The organism is Vibrio splendidus, from assembly GCF_003345295.1.
GTDB lineage: Bacteria > Pseudomonadota > Gammaproteobacteria > Enterobacterales > Vibrionaceae > Vibrio > Vibrio splendidus_K.
Map to the genome: position 1 here is coordinate 307,052 of NZ_CP031056.1, position 18,573 is coordinate 325,624.

General features: G+C 44.3%; 16 protein-coding genes and 1 pseudogene. 7 read left to right on the forward strand and 10 right to left on the reverse strand.

Features of this window, described 5'->3' with window-relative positions; translation table 11 throughout:
- Positions 1–969 (reverse strand): sugar kinase, encoded by a 969-nt coding sequence (locus tag DUN60_RS17285; RefSeq protein ID WP_114634490.1) that lies wholly within the window; start codon positions 967–969, stop codon positions 1–3.
- 107 nt (positions 970–1,076) lie between these two features.
- Entirely contained in the window at positions 1,077–2,510 is a 1,434-nt protein-coding gene (locus DUN60_RS17290; RefSeq protein ID WP_114634491.1) for a PTS transporter subunit EIIC, read from the reverse strand.
- A gap of 261 nt (positions 2,511–2,771) precedes the next feature.
- Here DUN60_RS17290 and DUN60_RS17295 point away from each other — a divergent pair, with 261 nt between their 5' ends.
- Positions 2,772–3,971, forward strand: coding sequence for an enolase C-terminal domain-like protein (locus DUN60_RS17295; protein WP_114634492.1), 1,200 nt, complete (start codon positions 2,772–2,774; stop codon positions 3,969–3,971).
- 29 nt (positions 3,972–4,000) lie between these two features.
- Here DUN60_RS17295 and DUN60_RS17300 read toward each other — a convergent pair whose 3' ends face one another.
- Positions 4,001–4,714, reverse strand: a complete 714-nt coding sequence (locus DUN60_RS17300; RefSeq protein WP_114634493.1) for a GntR family transcriptional regulator — start codon at positions 4,712–4,714, stop codon at positions 4,001–4,003.
- Between the two features lie 280 nt (positions 4,715–4,994).
- On the reverse strand, positions 4,995–6,239 hold the full coding sequence (locus DUN60_RS17305; RefSeq protein WP_114634494.1) for a membrane dipeptidase: 1,245 nt from the start codon (positions 6,237–6,239) through the stop codon (positions 4,995–4,997).
- Between the two features lie 326 nt (positions 6,240–6,565).
- On the opposite strand from DUN60_RS17305, the gene DUN60_RS17310 reads away from it, so the two are divergent.
- Positions 6,566–7,501, forward strand: coding sequence for a helix-turn-helix domain-containing protein (locus DUN60_RS17310; protein ID WP_114634495.1), 936 nt, complete (start codon positions 6,566–6,568; stop codon positions 7,499–7,501).
- 37 nt (positions 7,502–7,538) lie between these two features.
- On the opposite strand, the gene DUN60_RS17315 is transcribed toward DUN60_RS17310, so the two are convergent.
- Positions 7,539–8,105 carry a sugar O-acetyltransferase gene (locus DUN60_RS17315; protein WP_114635754.1) on the reverse strand — a complete coding sequence of 189 codons (567 nt, stop codon included), beginning with the start codon at positions 8,103–8,105 and terminating at the stop codon, positions 7,539–7,541.
- Between the two features lie 153 nt (positions 8,106–8,258).
- Positions 8,259–9,257, reverse strand: coding sequence for an adenosine deaminase (gene add, locus DUN60_RS17320; RefSeq protein WP_114634496.1), 999 nt, complete (start codon positions 9,255–9,257; stop codon positions 8,259–8,261).
- A 127-nt stretch (positions 9,258–9,384) separates the two neighbouring features.
- Here add and DUN60_RS17325 point away from each other — a divergent pair, with 127 nt between their 5' ends.
- Both DUN60_RS17325 and DUN60_RS17330 read left to right on the forward strand, forming a co-directional pair.
- The gene (locus DUN60_RS17325) at positions 9,385–10,332 is read left to right on the forward strand and encodes a LysR family transcriptional regulator (RefSeq protein ID WP_114634497.1); all 948 of its coding nucleotides are present in this window, start codon (positions 9,385–9,387) and stop codon (positions 10,330–10,332) included.
- A gap of 112 nt (positions 10,333–10,444) precedes the next feature.
- On the forward strand, positions 10,445–11,911 hold the full coding sequence (locus DUN60_RS17330; protein ID WP_114634498.1) for a glutathione synthase: 1,467 nt from the start codon (positions 10,445–10,447) through the stop codon (positions 11,909–11,911).
- A gap of 87 nt (positions 11,912–11,998) precedes the next feature.
- On the opposite strand, the pseudogene DUN60_RS17335 reads toward DUN60_RS17330, so the two are convergent.
- Positions 11,999–12,243 (reverse strand): annotated as a pseudogene (locus tag DUN60_RS17335) (helix-turn-helix domain-containing protein); the annotation flags it as partial.
- A gap of 214 nt (positions 12,244–12,457) precedes the next feature.
- Here DUN60_RS17335 and DUN60_RS17340 point away from each other — a divergent pair.
- From DUN60_RS17340 to DUN60_RS17350, 3 genes are all read left to right on the forward strand, one after another.
- Entirely contained in the window at positions 12,458–12,976 is a 519-nt protein-coding gene (locus DUN60_RS17340) for a TetR/AcrR family transcriptional regulator (RefSeq protein ID WP_114634499.1), read from the forward strand.
- Positions 12,973–14,028, forward strand: a complete 1,056-nt coding sequence (locus tag DUN60_RS17345; RefSeq protein WP_114634500.1) for an alcohol dehydrogenase family protein — start codon at positions 12,973–12,975, stop codon at positions 14,026–14,028. Before DUN60_RS17340 ends, DUN60_RS17345 begins: the two co-directional genes overlap by 4 nt.
- 234 nt (positions 14,029–14,262) lie before the next feature.
- Entirely contained in the window at positions 14,263–15,357 is a 1,095-nt protein-coding gene (locus DUN60_RS17350) for an HDOD domain-containing protein (RefSeq protein WP_114634501.1), read from the forward strand.
- A gap of 111 nt (positions 15,358–15,468) precedes the next feature.
- Here the strand turns inward: DUN60_RS17350 and DUN60_RS17355 are convergent, their stop codons facing one another.
- The 3 genes from DUN60_RS17355 to DUN60_RS17365 all read right to left on the reverse strand — a co-directional run bounded on the left by DUN60_RS17355 (position 15,469) and on the right by DUN60_RS17365 (position 18,562).
- Complete coding sequence (locus DUN60_RS17355) at positions 15,469–15,867, reverse strand: DUF1090 domain-containing protein (RefSeq protein ID WP_114634502.1); 399 nt, start codon at positions 15,865–15,867, stop codon at positions 15,469–15,471.
- A 153-nt stretch (positions 15,868–16,020) separates the two neighbouring features.
- Positions 16,021–17,541, reverse strand: coding sequence for an SgrR family transcriptional regulator (locus tag DUN60_RS17360; protein ID WP_114634503.1), 1,521 nt, complete (start codon positions 17,539–17,541; stop codon positions 16,021–16,023).
- Between the two features lie 10 nt (positions 17,542–17,551).
- Positions 17,552–18,562, reverse strand: coding sequence for a Gfo/Idh/MocA family protein (locus DUN60_RS17365; protein ID WP_114634504.1), 1,011 nt, complete (start codon positions 18,560–18,562; stop codon positions 17,552–17,554).
- Positions 18,563–18,573: the final 11 nt, after the last annotated feature.

The window sequence follows — 18,573 nt, forward strand, 5'->3', positions numbered from 1 at the left end:
TTACTTCTTAATAGGGTTTGAAAGAGTATCGGTGATGGCTTTTGGAATAATTGCACCGTGGTGCTGAATCACTAGTCTTGCGAGTGCATTACCTTGTTGGCAGGCTTCTGAAACAGAACCTCCAGCGAGATAGCAAGATAAGAAACCGCCGTTAAAAGAGTCGCCAGCAGAGGTGCTATCAACCACAGTCTCGACAGGTGTCGTTGTGATTTTTACTGGCTCATTTTCGGGGTTTTCGCTGATCAAGCAGCCTTCAGAACCAAGCTTCACAACAACGGTTTTGACGCCGAGTGAATGCAGCCTTCTTATGGTGTCTTGCGGCGTTGTATCGCCCCACAATAGTTGTTCGTCATCAAAGGTAACCAAGGCGATATCTGTCGCTTGATAGGCAAGCTGATAAGCTTCTTTGGTTGCGTCTTGTGAGTCCCACAACTTTGGTCGGTAGTTACTATCAAAGGCGATGGCCACACCACGTTCACGTAGACCTTGGATGATAGTGAGTAACTTTAGCTGATCGCCATGAGGCAAGATGGCCAGAGATATCCCGCTCAAAAACACCATATCAACATCGCAAAGTTGGGCGGTTATCTTATCGAAATCTGGGTGCTGCACCATGTAACGAGCAGCAGAGTCATTACGCCAATACAAGAATGTGCGTTCGCCAACGTCGTCTAATTGAATCAGATACAGGCCTGGCGAGCGCTGTTCGTCGATAAGCACTAAATCGGTTGATAGCTCTTCATCTTGCCAACGCTTAAGCATCTCTTGGCTAATGGAATCTGCTCCAAGAGCCGTGACGTAACTGGTAAGAATCCTAGGAGTATTTGTCGAAGTGGAATGGTTGGTGGCACTTCGGTTCAAATACACAGCGGCGTTGAGCGTATCTCCACCATAGGTTTGTTGCATGGTACCGAATGGAGCGCCGTTCAGTTCAATCATGCACTCGCCGATAATCGCAATGTGGCTCATAAGTGTGCCCTTACAGAAGAATGGGTATTGCTAGCTATAAATGATGGAACGTGGCTACAAGGAAGGTAGCCACGTTGATTCTGTTCCCAATAGGTTGGGAGGAAGTGTTATTTGTTGTCTAGTTTCACGAACAACAGTGTTAGAACATAAGACAGTGCGAACACACCAACCACGCCCATTAGTGCTTGAATGAAGTTTTGCGTACCGCCTGCAAGGTAAGCCGGTAAGCTGAATACAGAAGAAAGAATGTAGCTGGTTAAATGGGTATCGATTGTTACCGAGATAGCACCGAACACACCTGCAGCCAAACTCGCGGTCATCATCGCTTTGGTGTATTTCGTAAGTACACCAAATAGAGCCGGCTCCGTGATGCCTAAGATAGCGGTAACACTTGAGCCCATCGTGATTGAAGATTGCTCTTTAGAAACTGTTTTACGTTGCTTGTGCCAGATAGCCATTGTCGCGCCAGCAATTGCCATGTTACCTAAACACATGATCGGCATTAGTAAATCCTTACCATACAGAGCAAAGTTGTTCAGGCTAATCGGCGTCATGCTGTGGTGAATACCAAATACGATGGTAATCGGGCGAGTTAGACCAAACACAAAGCCCGTTAATGTCGGAGAGATCTCCAGTAGCGAGCTCATCACCCAACCTGCGCCATTACTTAGCCAAATTCCTGCAGGGCCAACAAATGATAGCGTGATGGTCGAAGTTACCGTAAAGGCAAGCAGTGGTGTAAATACAGGCTTCGCAGAAGAAGGAACTAGACGGTCAACTAACGGAGTCACTTTAGACAATAACCAGATTGCTAGAATCGCAGGAACAATTGCGCCGCCGTAGTTGAGCAGTTCAATCGGAACCACGCCAAGAACCGTCAGCTCCGGAGCAGCGCCAGCATCTTTTAGCATCACCGCTTTATCTACTAGCTTGGGTGCTAACATTGCGGAGGAAACAGCAAGCGCAATGTATTCGTTTACTTTGAATACTTTAGCTGCAGAGAAAGAAACCAGCATAGGTAAGAAGAAGAACACAGCAACAGAGATTGAGCGGAAGAAATAAACTGTGTCTGAGGTTTCAGAGATAACATTGGTCGCAATAAGACCAGACAACAGGCCCATCAACATACCAGCGCCAGCAATTGCAGGCACGACAGGTCCAAAGATGCCTGCGACAATGCGCATCACGCCCTGGAACAGCTTGCCTTTCTCTAGCTCATCAGCCGGATTAGCGTCAGCTTGTTGAGTGTTTGATAGCGCGTTGAACCACTTCTCGACCTCAACACCGATGATGACTTGGGTTTGGCCTTGTTGAAGTACCACACCTTTCACATCAGCGATCTGCTTGATAGCCTCTTCGTCTACCAGAGACTCGTCTGCCAATTTGAATCTTAGTCTTGTCATACAGTGCGTGAGACTCACAATATTATCTTCACCACCAAGTGCAGTGACTAATAACTGTATATTTTCTTTGAAATTTTTCTTTTTAGACGATGACTTAGAGTTATTCATAACAGCATCATTATTTTCAACAATTTGCATACTACACCTGTTACTGGGATATATTTAACTCCAGTAATCATATCGATAACTTATTTAAAGCCAATGGGATAAAAAGAGACTTCAATCACACTTAAAATTCGAATAAATTATTTTCGACCGTTTTGGACCAATTGGTATGTTTTGTTTATCAAAAAAAAACACTAAACGTACCAATTATTTTTTCATGAAATTTAACGCTTGAAATGTGCTTTTTAACACGGTTAGATAATAAGAGTTGAAGTTAGTTTAGGTTATTTAATTGTGAAAGAAACTATTATATCCGATATCCATTGTATTATTACCAAGCCAGATAGGCATAACCTCATCACGGTTGTTGTTGAAACCAATGAAGGTGTGACAGGCTTCGGTTGCGCGACCTTCCAACAAAGACCCTTAGCCGTAAAAACCATGGTCGATGAGTATCTAAAACCTCTTCTAGTTGGTAAAAATGCCAATAATATTGAAGACTTATGGCAAATGATGATGGTCAATGCTTATTGGCGAAATGGCCCTGTGATCAATAATGCAATTTCCGGTGTTGATATGGCACTGTGGGATATTAAAGCCAAACTAGCGGGTATGCCGTTACATCAATTATTTGGTGGTAAGTCTCGTGATGCTATTCCTGTATACACACACGCAACTAGCGACACAATGGAAGGTATTTATGAGTTGGTGGAATCTTTCCTAGACAAAGGTTACAAGCATATTCGCTGTCAGCTTGGTTTCTATGGTGGTGTTCCAACCGATTTACATACCACTCAAAATCCGACTGAAGGCTCGTACTACGACCAAGATCAGTACATGGACAATACACTGACAATGTTTAAGTCGCTGAGAGAAAAATACGGTAACCAATTCCATATTCTTCACGATGTTCATGAGCGCCTTTTCCCAAATCAAGCGATACAATTTGCCAAAGAAGTCGAGCAATATAAGCCTTACTTCATTGAAGATATTCTTCCGCCAAACCAAACTGAATGGTTGGATAACATTCGTAGCCAAAGCTCGGTTTCATTGGGTTTAGGGGAGTTGTTTAACAACCCTGAAGAGTGGAAGTCTTTGATTGCCAACCGCCGTATTGATTTTATTCGTTGCCATGTATCACAAATAGGTGGCATTACACCTGCGCTTAAACTCGGACATTTATGTCAGAACTTTGGTGTTCGTATTGCATGGCACTGTCCGCCAGACATGACGCCAATTGGCGCTGCGGTAAATACGCATTTGAATGTGCACCTACACAATGCAGCAATTCAAGAGCATGTTGAATACAACGCAAACACACGCAAAGTATTCCCGAATGCCGCAGAGCCTATCAACGGTTATTTGTATGCATCGGAAGTCGCCGGGATCGGCGTAGAGATGGATCGAGAGGTTGCAGCCGAGTTTCCTGTGATGTACCGCCCTCATGAGTGGACTCAAAGTCGACTACCAGATGGCTCAATTCATACGCCATAGTCTGTTGTTTCAATCAAAATTTAGCCGCACTAGCGGCTATTTTTATCTCTGAAATTCATGCTCTCGTTGTTAAAAGGCGTGTGATAAGTGCATTGATAGTTGATGTCGATAATGTCGCTGACGATGAACAATTCGCCAGAGGTAAGGAAGCCACGGTTGGTGATGTTCATTGCCGCGACATTCTTCTTACAGCCCAGTAAATCGGCATCATCTTTGGATACGTTGATGGCTTGATAAGTCGTTAGGTAACTGTCGATCTCTAAGCCTTGAGCGAGTGCGTGTTTTTGAAGCGAACTCTCGATGATGTCTGTGTTCATTTCATGAAAGATACTGACAGGTATTTTTGTTTCTTCAATTTGAACGACTTTATTATTAATTAACCTAAGACGTTTGATCTTCCAAATATATTCATCATCACGTAAAGAAAATATTTGCTGTTCGTGATTGTTTGGTAACGTCTTATTCAATTGAATCTTGTTATAAGATATTTCTTCAAAGCTGTTTTCAGTAATCGAGTTATAAACTAGAGGGGTTCCAACCAAAGATGTATTAACAAAGTACCCTGAGCCCACCTTAGATGTCACCATGCCAATCGCTTCTAGTTTGGCTAGCGCTTTTCGAATAGTAAATCGAGATAAGCCATATATTTCAGAGAGTTCCCTTTCTGCAGGAAGCTTATGATTGATACTGTTTTGGCAGATCTTGCTAACAATATCTTGGACAACTAATTCATATTTTTTCATTCTAAAAACTTAAAAAAGCACTCATGGTGATTAAATTATAGTTAACTAAATCAGATACTCAGCGCATTCCGAACTAGCCGTTAATTCTAACATAGAAGGCCGATTAGATGATGGGATATAGGGTGTTTTGGAGGGCGAATTTGAGTATTACTTCTGGGTGTGTGACTTCATTCTCTTTCTTGATTAGATAAGCGTTAAGGCGAGGTCACCGACAAGCAGATAATAAAAAAGCACGCCCAATAGGACGTGCTTCGAATGCTTGAGCTTTGTTAGTTGCGAGCTACATGGCTAAGTTTTCATTTCTTAACTTGGTTAGTTCTTTTAGGCGTTTTGCATACTCTTTTTGGAACTTGTCGGGGTCTGCACCTTCAGAAACTTGAGCGTAAACTCTCATCTTGTTACCGCCATAGATCTTCGCAAGATCATCATTGCTGTAGCCGCGTTTCCACAGTTCATCGGTGATGGCCGCAAGGATCTTCGCCAATTCACCATTACCTGTCGCGCCTTTGTTGAACGCCTCTATCATGTAGCCGCCATCGTCGTACATTTTCGCGTTCTTGGTTGCGAAATCTACCACCATGTCAGTTGAAAACATGTCATCGGTAGCGATACCTACGTGGTCAACGCCGACTAATTTTACGTAGTAGTCGATCATATCCGCGGCTTGAACCGGAGAGATATCTTCAGGCCAAACGCCGTCCATCATCCATTCAGTGAAAGTTGGAGCAACGTAGCCTCCTGATTTGGCTGCGCGTATTGCTTCATCATCAGGAATGGCGCGGTAACAGCCTTTTGGTGTCGCATTCGCTTCGTTTTTGTATAAACCGGCAGGCACTGAGTGTGTGTATACAAATGGCACATCAGGGTAGTTTTCTTCCATATAACTCATGGCATCGTTAGCCGTTTTTGAGCCTGTGTGGCTGAGATCTAGAATCACCTGATACTCGACCATCGAATCGATAACAGACTCTCCCCAAGATGTTAAGCCGATGTCTCTGCCATTATATGCAGCCAGTTGTCCCGAACCTGTTCTGAAAATGTCGTTATAAGACAAGATCATGCTTTTTAAGCCCATGTCTTTTAGAATCGCCATTTTGGTCACATCCTCTTCCAAAATAGTGGCGGTTTGGCTGTTCCAAAGTACGGCAGTTTTGCCTTCGGTGTGCGCTTTCTCAATGTCATTATTGGAATGCGCGATGATGAAATTGTCAGGTTGTTTTGCCATCGCAGAGCGGTGTTTATGATGGTGAAACAAGAAGTCATCAAAGTTGTGATCAGCAGCAGTAATGGTGTATTCATGCCCTGTGATACCTGCATCACGAGCATCTTGGAAGTAATCCAACAGTTGTTGCTCGTCCTGCCAACCTGCACCGTAAGGGCTCGCGAGCATACCAATGACAATGGTGTCTTGAACAAATGTTTTAGCCTTGTCCGATGCAGGCCAAGTTTTACTCTCAACACTTGCCTGTGCAACACCAACACTCATTGCAATGCTTGCTGCTACTAACGTTATCTTTTTAAACATGAAAACCTCTCAATTACTGGCTTAAGTCCATTTATATTTATGCCTAGATTTAATAGTAGACCCTGACGGTATCGTTGAGTTATTTAAAATTGATAACCCTGTCATACTTTGTAATCAAAGCGTTACGTCCTGAATTGTGATTTCGCCTTAATGCTAAAAACTTAAAGCGCCTCTTGTTAACTTGAGGTAATAGTAGCTAAGCTAGAAAAGTAAAATGTGCATTTTGTGCCACTGAACTTAGACTGTGTTGATGTAGAAATTGATGTCGATATTGGGTTGAGTTTTGGGTTTGACCTATTTGAACAAGACAAAGGAATCGTGAACTGATGCTTGAATTACCATTGATTGCGAAGAGTGTTGTGAGTCATTTCCAGCAGTGCGTGCGAGAAGATAAGTCATTAGCTCCATATCATGCCGCGATAGAAGTGCTCGCAGTTCAAGTGAGCGTGCCGTTCTCAATGGATACTTCAGCTGCTCAATATGTCTCGTTTAATGTGTTTACTCATTTCTTAGAGGGTTTGAGGACGGTATTACCATCTGAAGTGTTTGTTTCTGCGTTATTAGGCAGTGCTGAACGAGCTGTTTTCGAACTCGCTTTTCCCCACCTTTCAGCTCAAGATTTTCTGTCTCTTTTTCCGTTTGAACAATGGTCAGTCGAATCGTCTTCACAGTCATTAAAGCTTTCATTTCTAGTATCTAATAGCTCGCTCAATGGTATTGAAGCCGAGCTGTTTTTGATCGTTTATAGCCACGCCTACTTTAAATCTCAGCAGATTGATATTGATAAGCCAATTCGCTACGACTTAGTTTCAGTGTCGGCGAGTGCGTTAAGTGAGTTGAGAATACAAACGGAAACACCACAGTACCTAGGTCAAAATGAGACGTGCATTTCGTATAACCCCTTAGATCGAGATTGTTCAATTAAAGCGTTGGCAATGACAACGACCTCAACCTTCAAGGTGACACAAGCATTACTTCCTTATATCGGCCGAGTAGACGTAGATCTGGTGATGTTTGGTCAGATTAACCGAATGGGTAAGCGCACAATCCAAAGGGCGCTTAGTGAAGAGGGTGCGACCTTTCGAAGCATAAAAGAGGCTCTGTCTTTTGAATTCGCCAAGCGCGTTATGACTGAGCAAGATTATTCGATCTCAGATATTGCGCTTCACTTGGGATACGCAGATGCCTCCCAATTTATAAGATCGTTTAAGCGAGTCAATGGGATTACACCTTATCAATGGAAGAAAGGCCATGTTAAGTGATAAATATGGCCTTCTTTAGATTTAGATTATAGCTGAACTAGTCGCTTTGTTGCTCGGTATTCAAATGTCGAATCAACTTGGCTGGCGTACCACCGTATAAGCAGTCTGGTGGCACATCACTATTGACCACAGAGTTAGCTGCGATAACAGAGCGAGCACCAATCGTCACGCCTTGGTTAATCACCGAGTTTCCGCCAATCCAGACATCATCTTCGACTGTAATAGGTAGACAAAACGTTTCCCACTTACGGCGACTGAGGTGATCCAATGAGTGAGAGGCTGTGTAAAATTGAGCACTTGGCCCCACCAATACATTGTTACCAATTCTGATGTTGGCGCCGTCAAGCATGACAACGTTCATGTTGATAAAGGTGTTGTCACCGATCTCAATGGTTTTACCAAACTCGCAATGAAAAGGAGGTCGGACAACGCTGCTGCCTACTTTACCAAATAGATTAGCTTGAAGGCTTGGCTGCTGAGTATCGTCTGAACATTGATTGAAGTCTGACAGAGCCTTGCTCGCGTGAGTACGCATGTGGTCTATCTCATGGTCTGCGCCATCAAAAATTTCGCCGGATAGCATTTTCTGGAGTTCTGTTTTCATTGTTTGCATCTCACTAGTCAACATGGGCATTAGAATACGGAGATACAGACATAAAAAAAGAGAAAAGCCTAAGCCTTTCTCTTCCTGTTTTGTGCCTTTAAGCATTAATGCTAAGTGAGCCCAGCTATTCAGCAAAAGGCGCGCTTTGTTAAATTAGATTTGCTCAACAAAACCCATTAGGTGTTGTTTCACTTCGTCTGAAGCAAAAGCGCTCTCCACAGAGTATTTGTAGATCTCTGCGTAGTCTTCTTTTGTTAGACCGAAAGTTTCACACACACGCTTCACTTCGTTGGTCATAGTGGTGTTCGACACAGTGCGGTTATCTGTGTTGATAGTGACAACGATGCCGTCTTTCTTGAATTCAGCAATTGGGTGGTCGCTAAATTTGTGAATACATTTGGTTTGAACGTTACTTGTTGGGCAAGTTTCAAGCGCAACCTGCTTCTCTTTAACGATGTTGTATGCGTCTTCGTTACCTTGGATGTGAACACCGTGGCCGATACGCTCAGCATCAAGCATTGTCACTGCATCGTAAACGTTTTGACCATGCCATTGCTCACCAGCGTGCACGGTAATGCGGTAGCCTTTTTCAAGAGCGTATTGCGTGTATTCTGGGAATTCAGCACAGAAGCCTGGCTTTTCACCGCCAGCGATATCAAACGCCACAACACCTTTACCTAGGTAAGGGTGGCCTGCGTCGATTACGTCTTTGATAGAGTCTTTAGGGAACATACGAAGTACAGACATGATGTAGTTGCCCTTGATGTCGTATTTCTCTTCAGCGCGTTTCATGCCTTTTACTGCACTTGCAATGATCGTATCAAGAGACAGACCTTTGTTTACGTGCAGGATTGGTGCAAAACGAACTTCTAGGTACTTAACATTTTCTAGTGCAGCGTCTTCGTAAAGCTCGAAAGAGATACGTTCAATCGCTTCTTCAGTCTGCATCACTTGCAGTGGCAAGCTGAAACAAGCCAGGTACTCATCTAAGTTTTTGCAATCTTCTGGCACTGTTAGAGATTGAACAACCGCATCGCGATCTTCAGGCAGTTCGATTCCGTACTGTTTCGCCAGATCAATAATGGTGTCTGGACGAACACTTCCGTCTAGGTGGCAGTGCAAATCAATCTTAGGGAGTGCTAGAAAATTCATGAGTATTCCTTAGGTCTATTATTTTTTTGAGTTATTAACTCATAGGTTACATGGGCTTAAATTAACAAGTTTGTGATATGATTTAAAGTGACATAAAGTCATCATTAATCTGAATCTAAGGAATATCATGGTAGATGTTAAGAGCTTACTCAAATGTGATATGAATTTACTGCTATGTTTACACGTGTTGCTTGAAGAGCGCAGCGTGAGCAAAACGGCAGAGCGATTGTTCCTTAGTCAGTCAGCGGTGAGTAAGCAACTCACTAAGCTGCGCTCTCTGTTTGATGACCCTTTGTTTGAACGTGAGTCAAAAGGTCTGTTTCCAACTCCGAAAGCCACCTCTTTAGCGCCTAAGATCCATCAGATCCTTCTGCAAGTTGAACAGCTAACCGTGCCAGACATTTTTGAGCCGAAAGACAGTGAACGTACTTTTAATATCGATCTTGTCGAAACCGCATATACCGCTATTTACCCTAAATTCATGCCTAACGCGTTGGCAGATGCACCTCACATTACGGTAAACAGCACTACTTGGAGTAGCGAAACCTTTAAACGTTTACTTAAGCGTGAGGTTGATTTTGGGATAGGAATTTTTGAGCTCGATGAAAGGGCGAGTACCCACATTCAAAACATCCCTGCTGAGCTGAACTATGTTGAGTTGCTGCAAGATTACTCTGTGTGTTTGATGCGAAATGATCATCCAGTGCTTCAAGAAGAGTGGAATCTGCAAGCCTTCCTAAAATATCGTCATATTCAGTTAGTGACCGGTGGTGTTGGCGACTGGCTACTACTTGAAATTTTGCAGGCCAAACAGCTCCAAATCAATAAAGCCGCCAATGTGTCGGACATCACCAGCGCAGTAAAACTGTGTAAACAAAGCGATTTGCTGATGTGTTATCCGTACAACTCGGTTCGTGACTATATTGAGAGTGGTGAACTGGTGATGAAGCCGATTCCTATTGAGTTAGTTCCCGGTGGCTTGTTTCTGCTTTGGCACCGTTACTTTGACTCTGAACCAAGTCACAAATGGCTTCGAGACCTCATAGTCAATAAGACCCAAGATACCCAGATGTGAATCATTAACTAGAACACTCAAAGAAATGAAATATTATTCGTCTTTCTAGAATGGGCATCGTCTTAGTAGAGTGCTTAATCTGAGTTAATAGTGAGAAACCAAAATGAATCCAATGCTAACGTCATTGATTCCGCAACAAATTATTGAAGACGCGTGTGAGTGGGCAATCATGCACGGTGTCGCTTTTCGTCAGTCTGACAATACCGCGAGGCATTGTCCTTTCAGTATTGCGCCGATGACAATGGAGCGCGAGGTTTATGATCACTTGCGCCGAGTCACTCCGCTTATCACTAAGTTGATCAGTAACGTGTCGGAAGATCATGATTTTTTACAGTCATCATTGAGCGATATGGCTAAGGCTGACCCGTTTTTTGGTCGTTTGATGGAGCTGCACTTACAAGCGCATGGCAGTGCTGATGAACGCTTGAATCCTGCTCGTCAGCCACTGTTGTTAATGCGCACTGATTTCATGGATGACCGTCAACACGGTGCAAAAGTGATTGAGTTTAATGGTATTGCGGCAGGCATGGCTCCGTTTGGCCAGAAAGCGACAGAGTTTCATGCCTATATGCAAAATCAATGGCCTGAAACTTACCAAAAATGGTTGGAAGATAAATCGGCGACTTCGGCAGGAAACCAAGGTCTTGAACAGCTGGCTTTCGGTATTGCGACTTCTGCGAGAAAGGTGAGAGCGGACTTCAATTGTTCAGACAAAAATGCTCCTGAAAAACCAACATTTTTGATGGTGGTGCAGAAGAATGAAGACAATGTGTATGACCAACACTTACTAGAAGTGGAACTGCAGAAGCAGGGTATTCGCACGGTTCGACGTACCTTTGAGCAGCTCAGCTCTCAGCTTTCTTCAGGCGATAACAAGCGTTTATTGCTCGAAGGCATTGGCGCTATTGATGTGGTGTATCTGCGCGCCGGCTATCAGTATTCTGACTATTGGGCTCCAGAGCTAAACGAATCTATTTGTTGTCATACGCTTAGCCAAACTCGCTTGTTCATCGAGCAGCACCATGTGGCAATGAATGCGACGATAAGCCAACAACTCGCCACCAGTAAAACCATGCAAATGTTGCTGACCATGATGTCTGCGTCAGAATACGCACGTTGGGGTTTAACCCTAGAAGAGGCTGAATTGGTGAAGAGTGTATTGGCGGACATGAAACCAATCACCAGTGAATCGATTGAATGGTTTAACACGCAAGCCGACAAGCAAGAGTGGGTGCTGAAAAACCAAGGCGAGGGCGGTGGCCATTGTGTCTTTGGTGACGATATCAGTGAAAAACTGAGCCAACTTAAACCAGAAGAATACGATGCATGGGCATTGATGCAACGCTTGTACCCACATGAACGAGACGTACCTACCATTGCAGTTCGTGACACTCAGCAAACGCTAGTGACAGACTTAGTCAGCGAAGTCGGCCTATTCACCGCTTACTACCAAGGTAAGCCAGTTACCGAATTAGACGGCTACGCGGGCTACTTAATCCGCAGCAAACCAGCCAGTGAAAACGAAGGCGGGATCCACAGCGGAAAAGGTATTCTCGATTCATTGGTGTTGATTGATTAACCCAAGATATCGAACAAAAACCAGAACCCACGTTCTGGTTTTTTTGTATTTGTCATCCGCAAAGTCAATGCGTGGGTACAAAAAGAATCACGTTCCTGACTTAGTAAAAGCCAGCGGTGTTTGTCCTGTTTGTTGTTTGAAAAAAGCAATAAAGGCGCTGTTGGATGAGAATTCTAACAGGTGGGACACATCACCGACTTGTTGGTTTTCTGAGAATAATTCAATTACTTTAAATAAGCGCCATTGCATCGCCATTCTTGAACAGTCATGCCTGTTTTGGCTTTGAATAATCGAGTAAGTGTTTTGGTATTTTCTCCAACTGAGTGAACTAACTATCTGGTTCTTGTTTCCGATGATGTTGATACGCAGCCGACTCTAGATTTAACGGTAAGTCTCTCATTCATATTGATAAATCCCGCGTCCTATTTGTTGCGGGATTTATCATCTGATCCTTTCGCAAATTTGCATATTGACATGGGTAGAATGATCGCTCTACTATGTATGTAGAACAATCATTCTACCTTTGGTTAGGTATAAGAGGTCAGCTTGTTAAGAGAACAGATTGCAGCAAGTCTTGAAGTGGCGTTTAGCCAACAAGGGTTTGCTGAGCCGAGCGTTGCTCAGCTGAAAACGGCGTGCAACGTGAGCCTACGTACGCTCTATAAACATTTTCCATCGAAAGAAGCGATGATAGTGGGTGCCTTAGAGCACCGTCATCACCGTTACCTAAATTTCCTATTAGAAAATGTACCTGCTGGTGACCTTGAGTCGATGCTTGATATCTTCAACAAGTTACAACAGTGGATGGAAGAGTATGCGCCGCACGGTTGTATGTCGATGAATGCGATGGCGGCTTTTCCTGATAACGTGATAATTAATCAGGCTGTTACTGAACATAAACGAGAAGTGAAAAGACTTCTGGGTAAGCAGAGTCAACGAGATGATTTGGCTTCAGAGCTTTTTCTACTTCATGAAGGTGTATCAAGCGCGTGGCCAGTATTAGGCGAAGAAGCGGTGACATCAGCACAGAATATGGTGACAAAATTACTCAAGGAAACACGATGAAATTCGAATTACCAAAAACAATGAAAGGCGTAGAGATGTTAGGACACGGCGGAGCAGAAATGCTTGGTTACCGTGAAGATATCGCTGTTCCTGAAATTGAACCTAATGAAGTGCTGATCAAAGTGATGGCTGCGGGCGTAAACAACACGGATATCAACACTCGAATCGGCTGGTACTCAAAAAGTGATGACTCAGACGACGCAAGTTGGTCGGGTGAAGCGTTGCAGTTTCCTCGTATCCAAGGCGCTGATGTGTGTGGTTTTATCGTAGCAGTTGGGAATGAAGTCTCTACAGATCGTATTGGTGAACGTGTTCTTATCGAACCTTGTTTGACTGAAGTTTACGGACGAGATCTGCCACAGCCATGGTATTTCGGTTCGGAGTGCGATGGTGGCTTTGCGGAGTACACCAAAGTGGCCGCGAAACACGCTTATGCGGTGAACAGCACTATGTCGGATGTTGATCTAGCGTCTTTCCCGTGCTCTTACTCGACCGCAGAAAACATGCTAACCCGTGCCAACGTGGCTGAAGCTGATCGCGTGCTTATCTCAGGTGCATCGGGTGGTGTGGGCTCGGCTGCTATACAACTGGCAAAAGCTCGCGGTGCTTATGTGATTGCCATTACTAGCCCAAGTAAAAACCAACAGTTACTTGAACTTGGCGCAGATGAAGTGGTTGCTCGTGATGCTGATCTGGTTAAAGCGTTAGGCGCAAACAGCGTCAATGTGGTTATCGACTTAGTTGCCGGTGACAAGTGGCCTCAGTTCCTTGAAGTGCTGAAACCCCGTGGCCGTTACGCCGTATCTGGCGCAATTGGTGGAGCTATGGTCGAGCTCGATGTACGAACTTTGTATCTCAAAGATCTCAGCTTTTTTGGTTGTACGGTTTTAGAACCACAAGTGTTCCAGAATCTAGTCAATCGTATCGAGAAACAGCAGATCGAAGCAATCGTCGCGCAGTCTTATCCGCTCGCTGATATCCACAAAGCACAAGACGAGTTCTTGAAGAAAAAGCATGTCGGTAAGATCGTATTGGAAGTGTCCCAGAGCTAACTTCAGACAGTGCCACACATCTAACCTATGTAAGAGCGAGCCAGTGTTATGTGCTCGCTTTTTTGTTTCTGACGAATACAGGAGGCCTAGTCTCGCAGGCTGTTAAGTAACAGATCCTATACAGTTGAATAGTTAATGATTCAATTGTCACTGTATGGTTTATGGGTTGTCTGTGCGATAATCACCGCCGTTATATATCCCTATCTATGTTGTATTCATCTAGGAGCCGTATTGATGTTTAAAAGGGTATTGCAGGCATTATTCTCACCTTTTGTTGATTCAAAAAACAAACCCTCTGCAGAGCCTGTCCAAAAAGAGCAACAACAAACCGTTGCTACTGATTCCGTTCAGTCTTCAACCTTTGTTCCGCCGTCGTCAGCTCAACCATCATCATTAATCGTCGATAATACGCTTAGCCTTCACGATGGTGAGTTCCTTGATTATTTGTTTGGAGAGTCTCGCCTTCGAACGGAGTCTGACCCATTTAGTGATTTTGTTGCTTGTCAGATCGAACGTTTGATTCGCTCTCCAAAAGCCTTGCTCAATGAATTGCCAGTGATGCCAGCCTCTGTGACCACATTAATGGCAGAATTACAGAGTGACGAATTTGACGTAGATGCATTGCTAAAAGTAATTGAGCGCGAGCCGAGTATGGCTGCCGATGTAATTAAACTGGCTAACAGTGCTTTCTACAAACGCAGTGAAAAACAGGTAACCGACCTAAAAACAGCATTCCTAAATATGGGTTCTCAAGGACTTGTTGAAGGGGTTGTGAATAGCTACATGAAGAACTTCACGCCGGGCAACAATATTTACTGGCGTCATTTCGGTGAGAAAATTTGGAATCACAGCGTTCAAACCGCGTCTTTTTCTAAGGAGTTGATTAAAGACTCTTCATCCCAAGAAGATCAAGCGGCGGCGCACTTTGTTGGGTTGATTCGCAACTTAGGCAAGATGATCATTTTCCAAATGATGGTCGAAGCCTTCAAGCATGTTGATCCTTCTGTTCCACCTAACTCATTAGCATTGAAGCGTTTGATGAACAGCTACTCTATTCGCCTGACTTACACCATTGCTAAGTTCTGGGAGTTGCCAGAATCTGTGCTGACGGTGATTGGTTATCAAGAGTCGAGCCGATACGAATGCACGCCACTTGGTCAAGCTGTGTTTGAAGCTAACTATCTGAGTGAGCTGTACTATTTACTAGAAGAACAAACGATTGAAGTCGAGCAGTTTAAGCGCAGATGCAAAGAGACACTGATGTCACCTGCGGCTTTCAAAGTGGCTAACCGTATCTATAAAGAGTCTGAATTAGCGCTGGTAGGATAACAACGGCCTGGCGTTGGCTAGGTTGATTCTTGAGGTCGTCAAAAAGCGGTATTTTCTAAATGGTCTTACTAAGCAGTAAAGCAGTAAGACCATTTCTGTATCTAGCTTCGATTAAGGGATCTCAGTCAGTTCTTGCTTCAATTTATCGATTTTACGCAGTTCTTTTTCGATCTTACCTTCATACTTTCGAATCTTATCCGCTCTGTCATCTCTTTTAGCTTCTTCTAGGTCGGCTTGGTACTCAGTCAAATCTTGCTCATTTGATTCAATCTTCTCACGCAGATCATCCTTCAAACCTTCATTGGTGCAGTTCTCTTTCGCGGCTTTTAACGCCGTGGTTAATCGCTCCACTTTGTACTGATTATCGTACTGCTCCGCTTTCTTTATTTGATATTCGATCTCACAGAATTTCTTTTCACAACCGGTTAGTGTGTCGCATTGGGTGCTCGCCATGCTGTTAAAAGAGAATGCGCAAAGAAACAGTAATGAGCCTTTTAGGTGTCGAGTCATGGTTTACCTTCTTATTGGGTCTAATTAGTTTGTGCTTATATTTGTTGAGTCTCACTTCGAGAGTACATTAGCACCCCCTTTCTTTGCTATTGGCAGGGGAGTGTTAAAGATAAGTCGCTGTGCCTAATGACTTATTTTTGAACATGGCTAGATTTACAAATGGTTAATCCACAACTGATCGAGTTCGCACCAACCGAAACCATTCACTTGCGCGCCGTGTATCTTTTCAGAAACCTCTAAGTTGAACGCCTCTTGCTTGAGCTCAACCACAACCCCAGAGTCATTCAACCAATGCTTCAGTTCCAACAGTGTATTCATCGCTAACTCAAAGTTGGGCTGGCTTCTTATTGAGGCTAAGCCTTGTTCTATTGTATTTAGCATCTCAGCTGACAGCGCTAAGTCCTTAAACGGGAAGCGACTGAAGAAGCTTAACCACGAAGTGAAGGTGTCATTCTCATCAATAATGCTGCACAGCGCGACGTCTTTAGTAGTTAGGAAGTTAGTTAGGTAGTGTCCATATTCGACGCTGGTTTTGCTGTCGCCGGATACTGACAATTGCTCGAAAAGAGTTTGGCATTCAGAGGTGTCTTCAACAGTGAATTCATGAACGGTTTTCGACAATGTTGGGTTCTGAATTTTGAAAAACGTTGAGCCGAAATCCGGTTGAGAAGAATGGTCATTGCAACGCACGGTGATCGTTTTCTCGGGCAGTTTCACGCACACCTGATTTTGAGCGCAAGCTTTGCTCTGTGCCCATTCTGGATAGACCCACAATTCGACTCGATTGAGAATGGGTATACTGTGTGAATACGCGCTATTGCGGCTCAATCTCAACATCTTGCTCGAGAATATGTCTAATGAGAACGCGCCAGATCCAATCAGCCTTTCAGTCGGTGATGAGGGATCAAATACGGAGGCTTCAACTCTGGAAAGTAAGCGCGGTAAATGCCAATCAGGTTGATTCAATTTTACGACAACCACATTACCTGCCGAGACAGAGACCTCATCAATATGCTGATAACAGCGACGCCATATTTTGCTTTGGCAGAGCGAGTTAAGGTTGCGTGTTATGTCTTGAGGTTCGAGTGTTCGACCGTTATGGAACTGAACGCCATTGCGAATTTGAAAGTGCCACTGTGTCGCATCTTCATTAGGTTGCCAATGATACGCCAGATCGCCGCTGAGTTTGCCGTGCTTAACGGAGGTTAGGCGTTGGCAAGTTTGCATCACTAAGAAACGTTCGGTGCGTCTAAGTACTCGTTGAGGGTGAAGCGCTTCGAGTTCTCGGTGAAATGGGATATACGCGATATTCTGCGCCGATGGATTGGTGTTGCTTAGAAAGGCTTGTAACTCAGCGCCAGCATTGCGGCCATTGAAGCTCAAGGTGCTAAACACCTGTTCGATGTTGCCTGCGTCAGCTTGGGTTTGTGCGTATTGGTAACACGCCTCAATGGGCTCAACCAGACACGTCAGCTGTGCCTTCTTGCTTCGGCCTGAGCTTGCTTGCCACTCAATCCAACCTTGCGCTGTCATCGCTTTGAGTAAGGTTTGAACGTGACGTTCACTCACGTGCAGCAAGGCAGCTAATTGGCTGACTTGGCAGCGTGATACTCCAGGCCCAAAAGCCTGAAATATCTTTTCATACAGTTCAAGCTTGCGCTTAAGGTTGCCCAATTTGCTTTTCCTAACGACGAGGTTGAGTTAAATGTTGATAGCCAGAGTTAATGAGTGCTTCTTCCATCGTATCGAGAACTTGAGAGGTTACCTCTGAGCTTAGGATATCCGATTCCGTTTTGCCTTGAAGCACCAAGTCTGAAAAATGGTCGATTTCAAATTCGAACCCATTACCCGTCACTCGTTTGTTGATGGTCGACTTCTGCCCTTGATGTTCAATCTCAATAAAGGCCGGATTCCACCATTTTTCGTGAATGGTGATCTTAGTGTTGGGCCCAGTCAAGTGTGCTGATCGGGGAAGGTTTTGCACTGTTGATGCCGATATCTTACCGTTTATATCACCAGAGAAGGTAAAGCACGCATCGGTATCAACATTCGCCCCCTCATACAGACATGACATCTCTACCTGAGGTTTTGAAGGATTCACACCCAGTGTTCGACACAAATCGTAGAAAAACCAAAGCCCATAGATCCCAACATCGAGCGTTGCTCCGCCTGACAAAACCGGATTGAAGATGAACAAATCGGGCTCATAGTCGTGATGGTTGCCAAAGCTGGCTTCGATTGAGTCTACCTGAATGTTGTTGTCGACCAAGAATGATTGAAGCTCACGATATGCGGGAAACACCACAGTTTTCATCGCTTCTAACAGCATCACGCCATTTTGTTTCGCGAGGGCTTTCATCTCAAGCCAGTCAGCAAGATTGGTGAAAGCCGGCTTCTCGACCAATACGTGTTTATTGTTCTTTAGAAACAACTCGGCGAGTGGCTGGTGGTATGGGTGAACGGTAGCGATGTAAACCGCTTCAACATTTGGGTCATGCGCCATTTCTTCATAAGAGCCATAAGCCTTGTCGCAACCAAACTTGTTGGCGAACGTGGCTGCGCGTTTATGGTCTCTCGCGGCAACCGCATAAAGTTCACCATGCAGACAGTGCTCTGTTACAGCTGTTGCGAATCGATTGGCGATATTGCCTAGCCCTGCGATGCCCCATTTAATTTTTCGTTGCGTGTCGCTCATCAGTTGCTCCA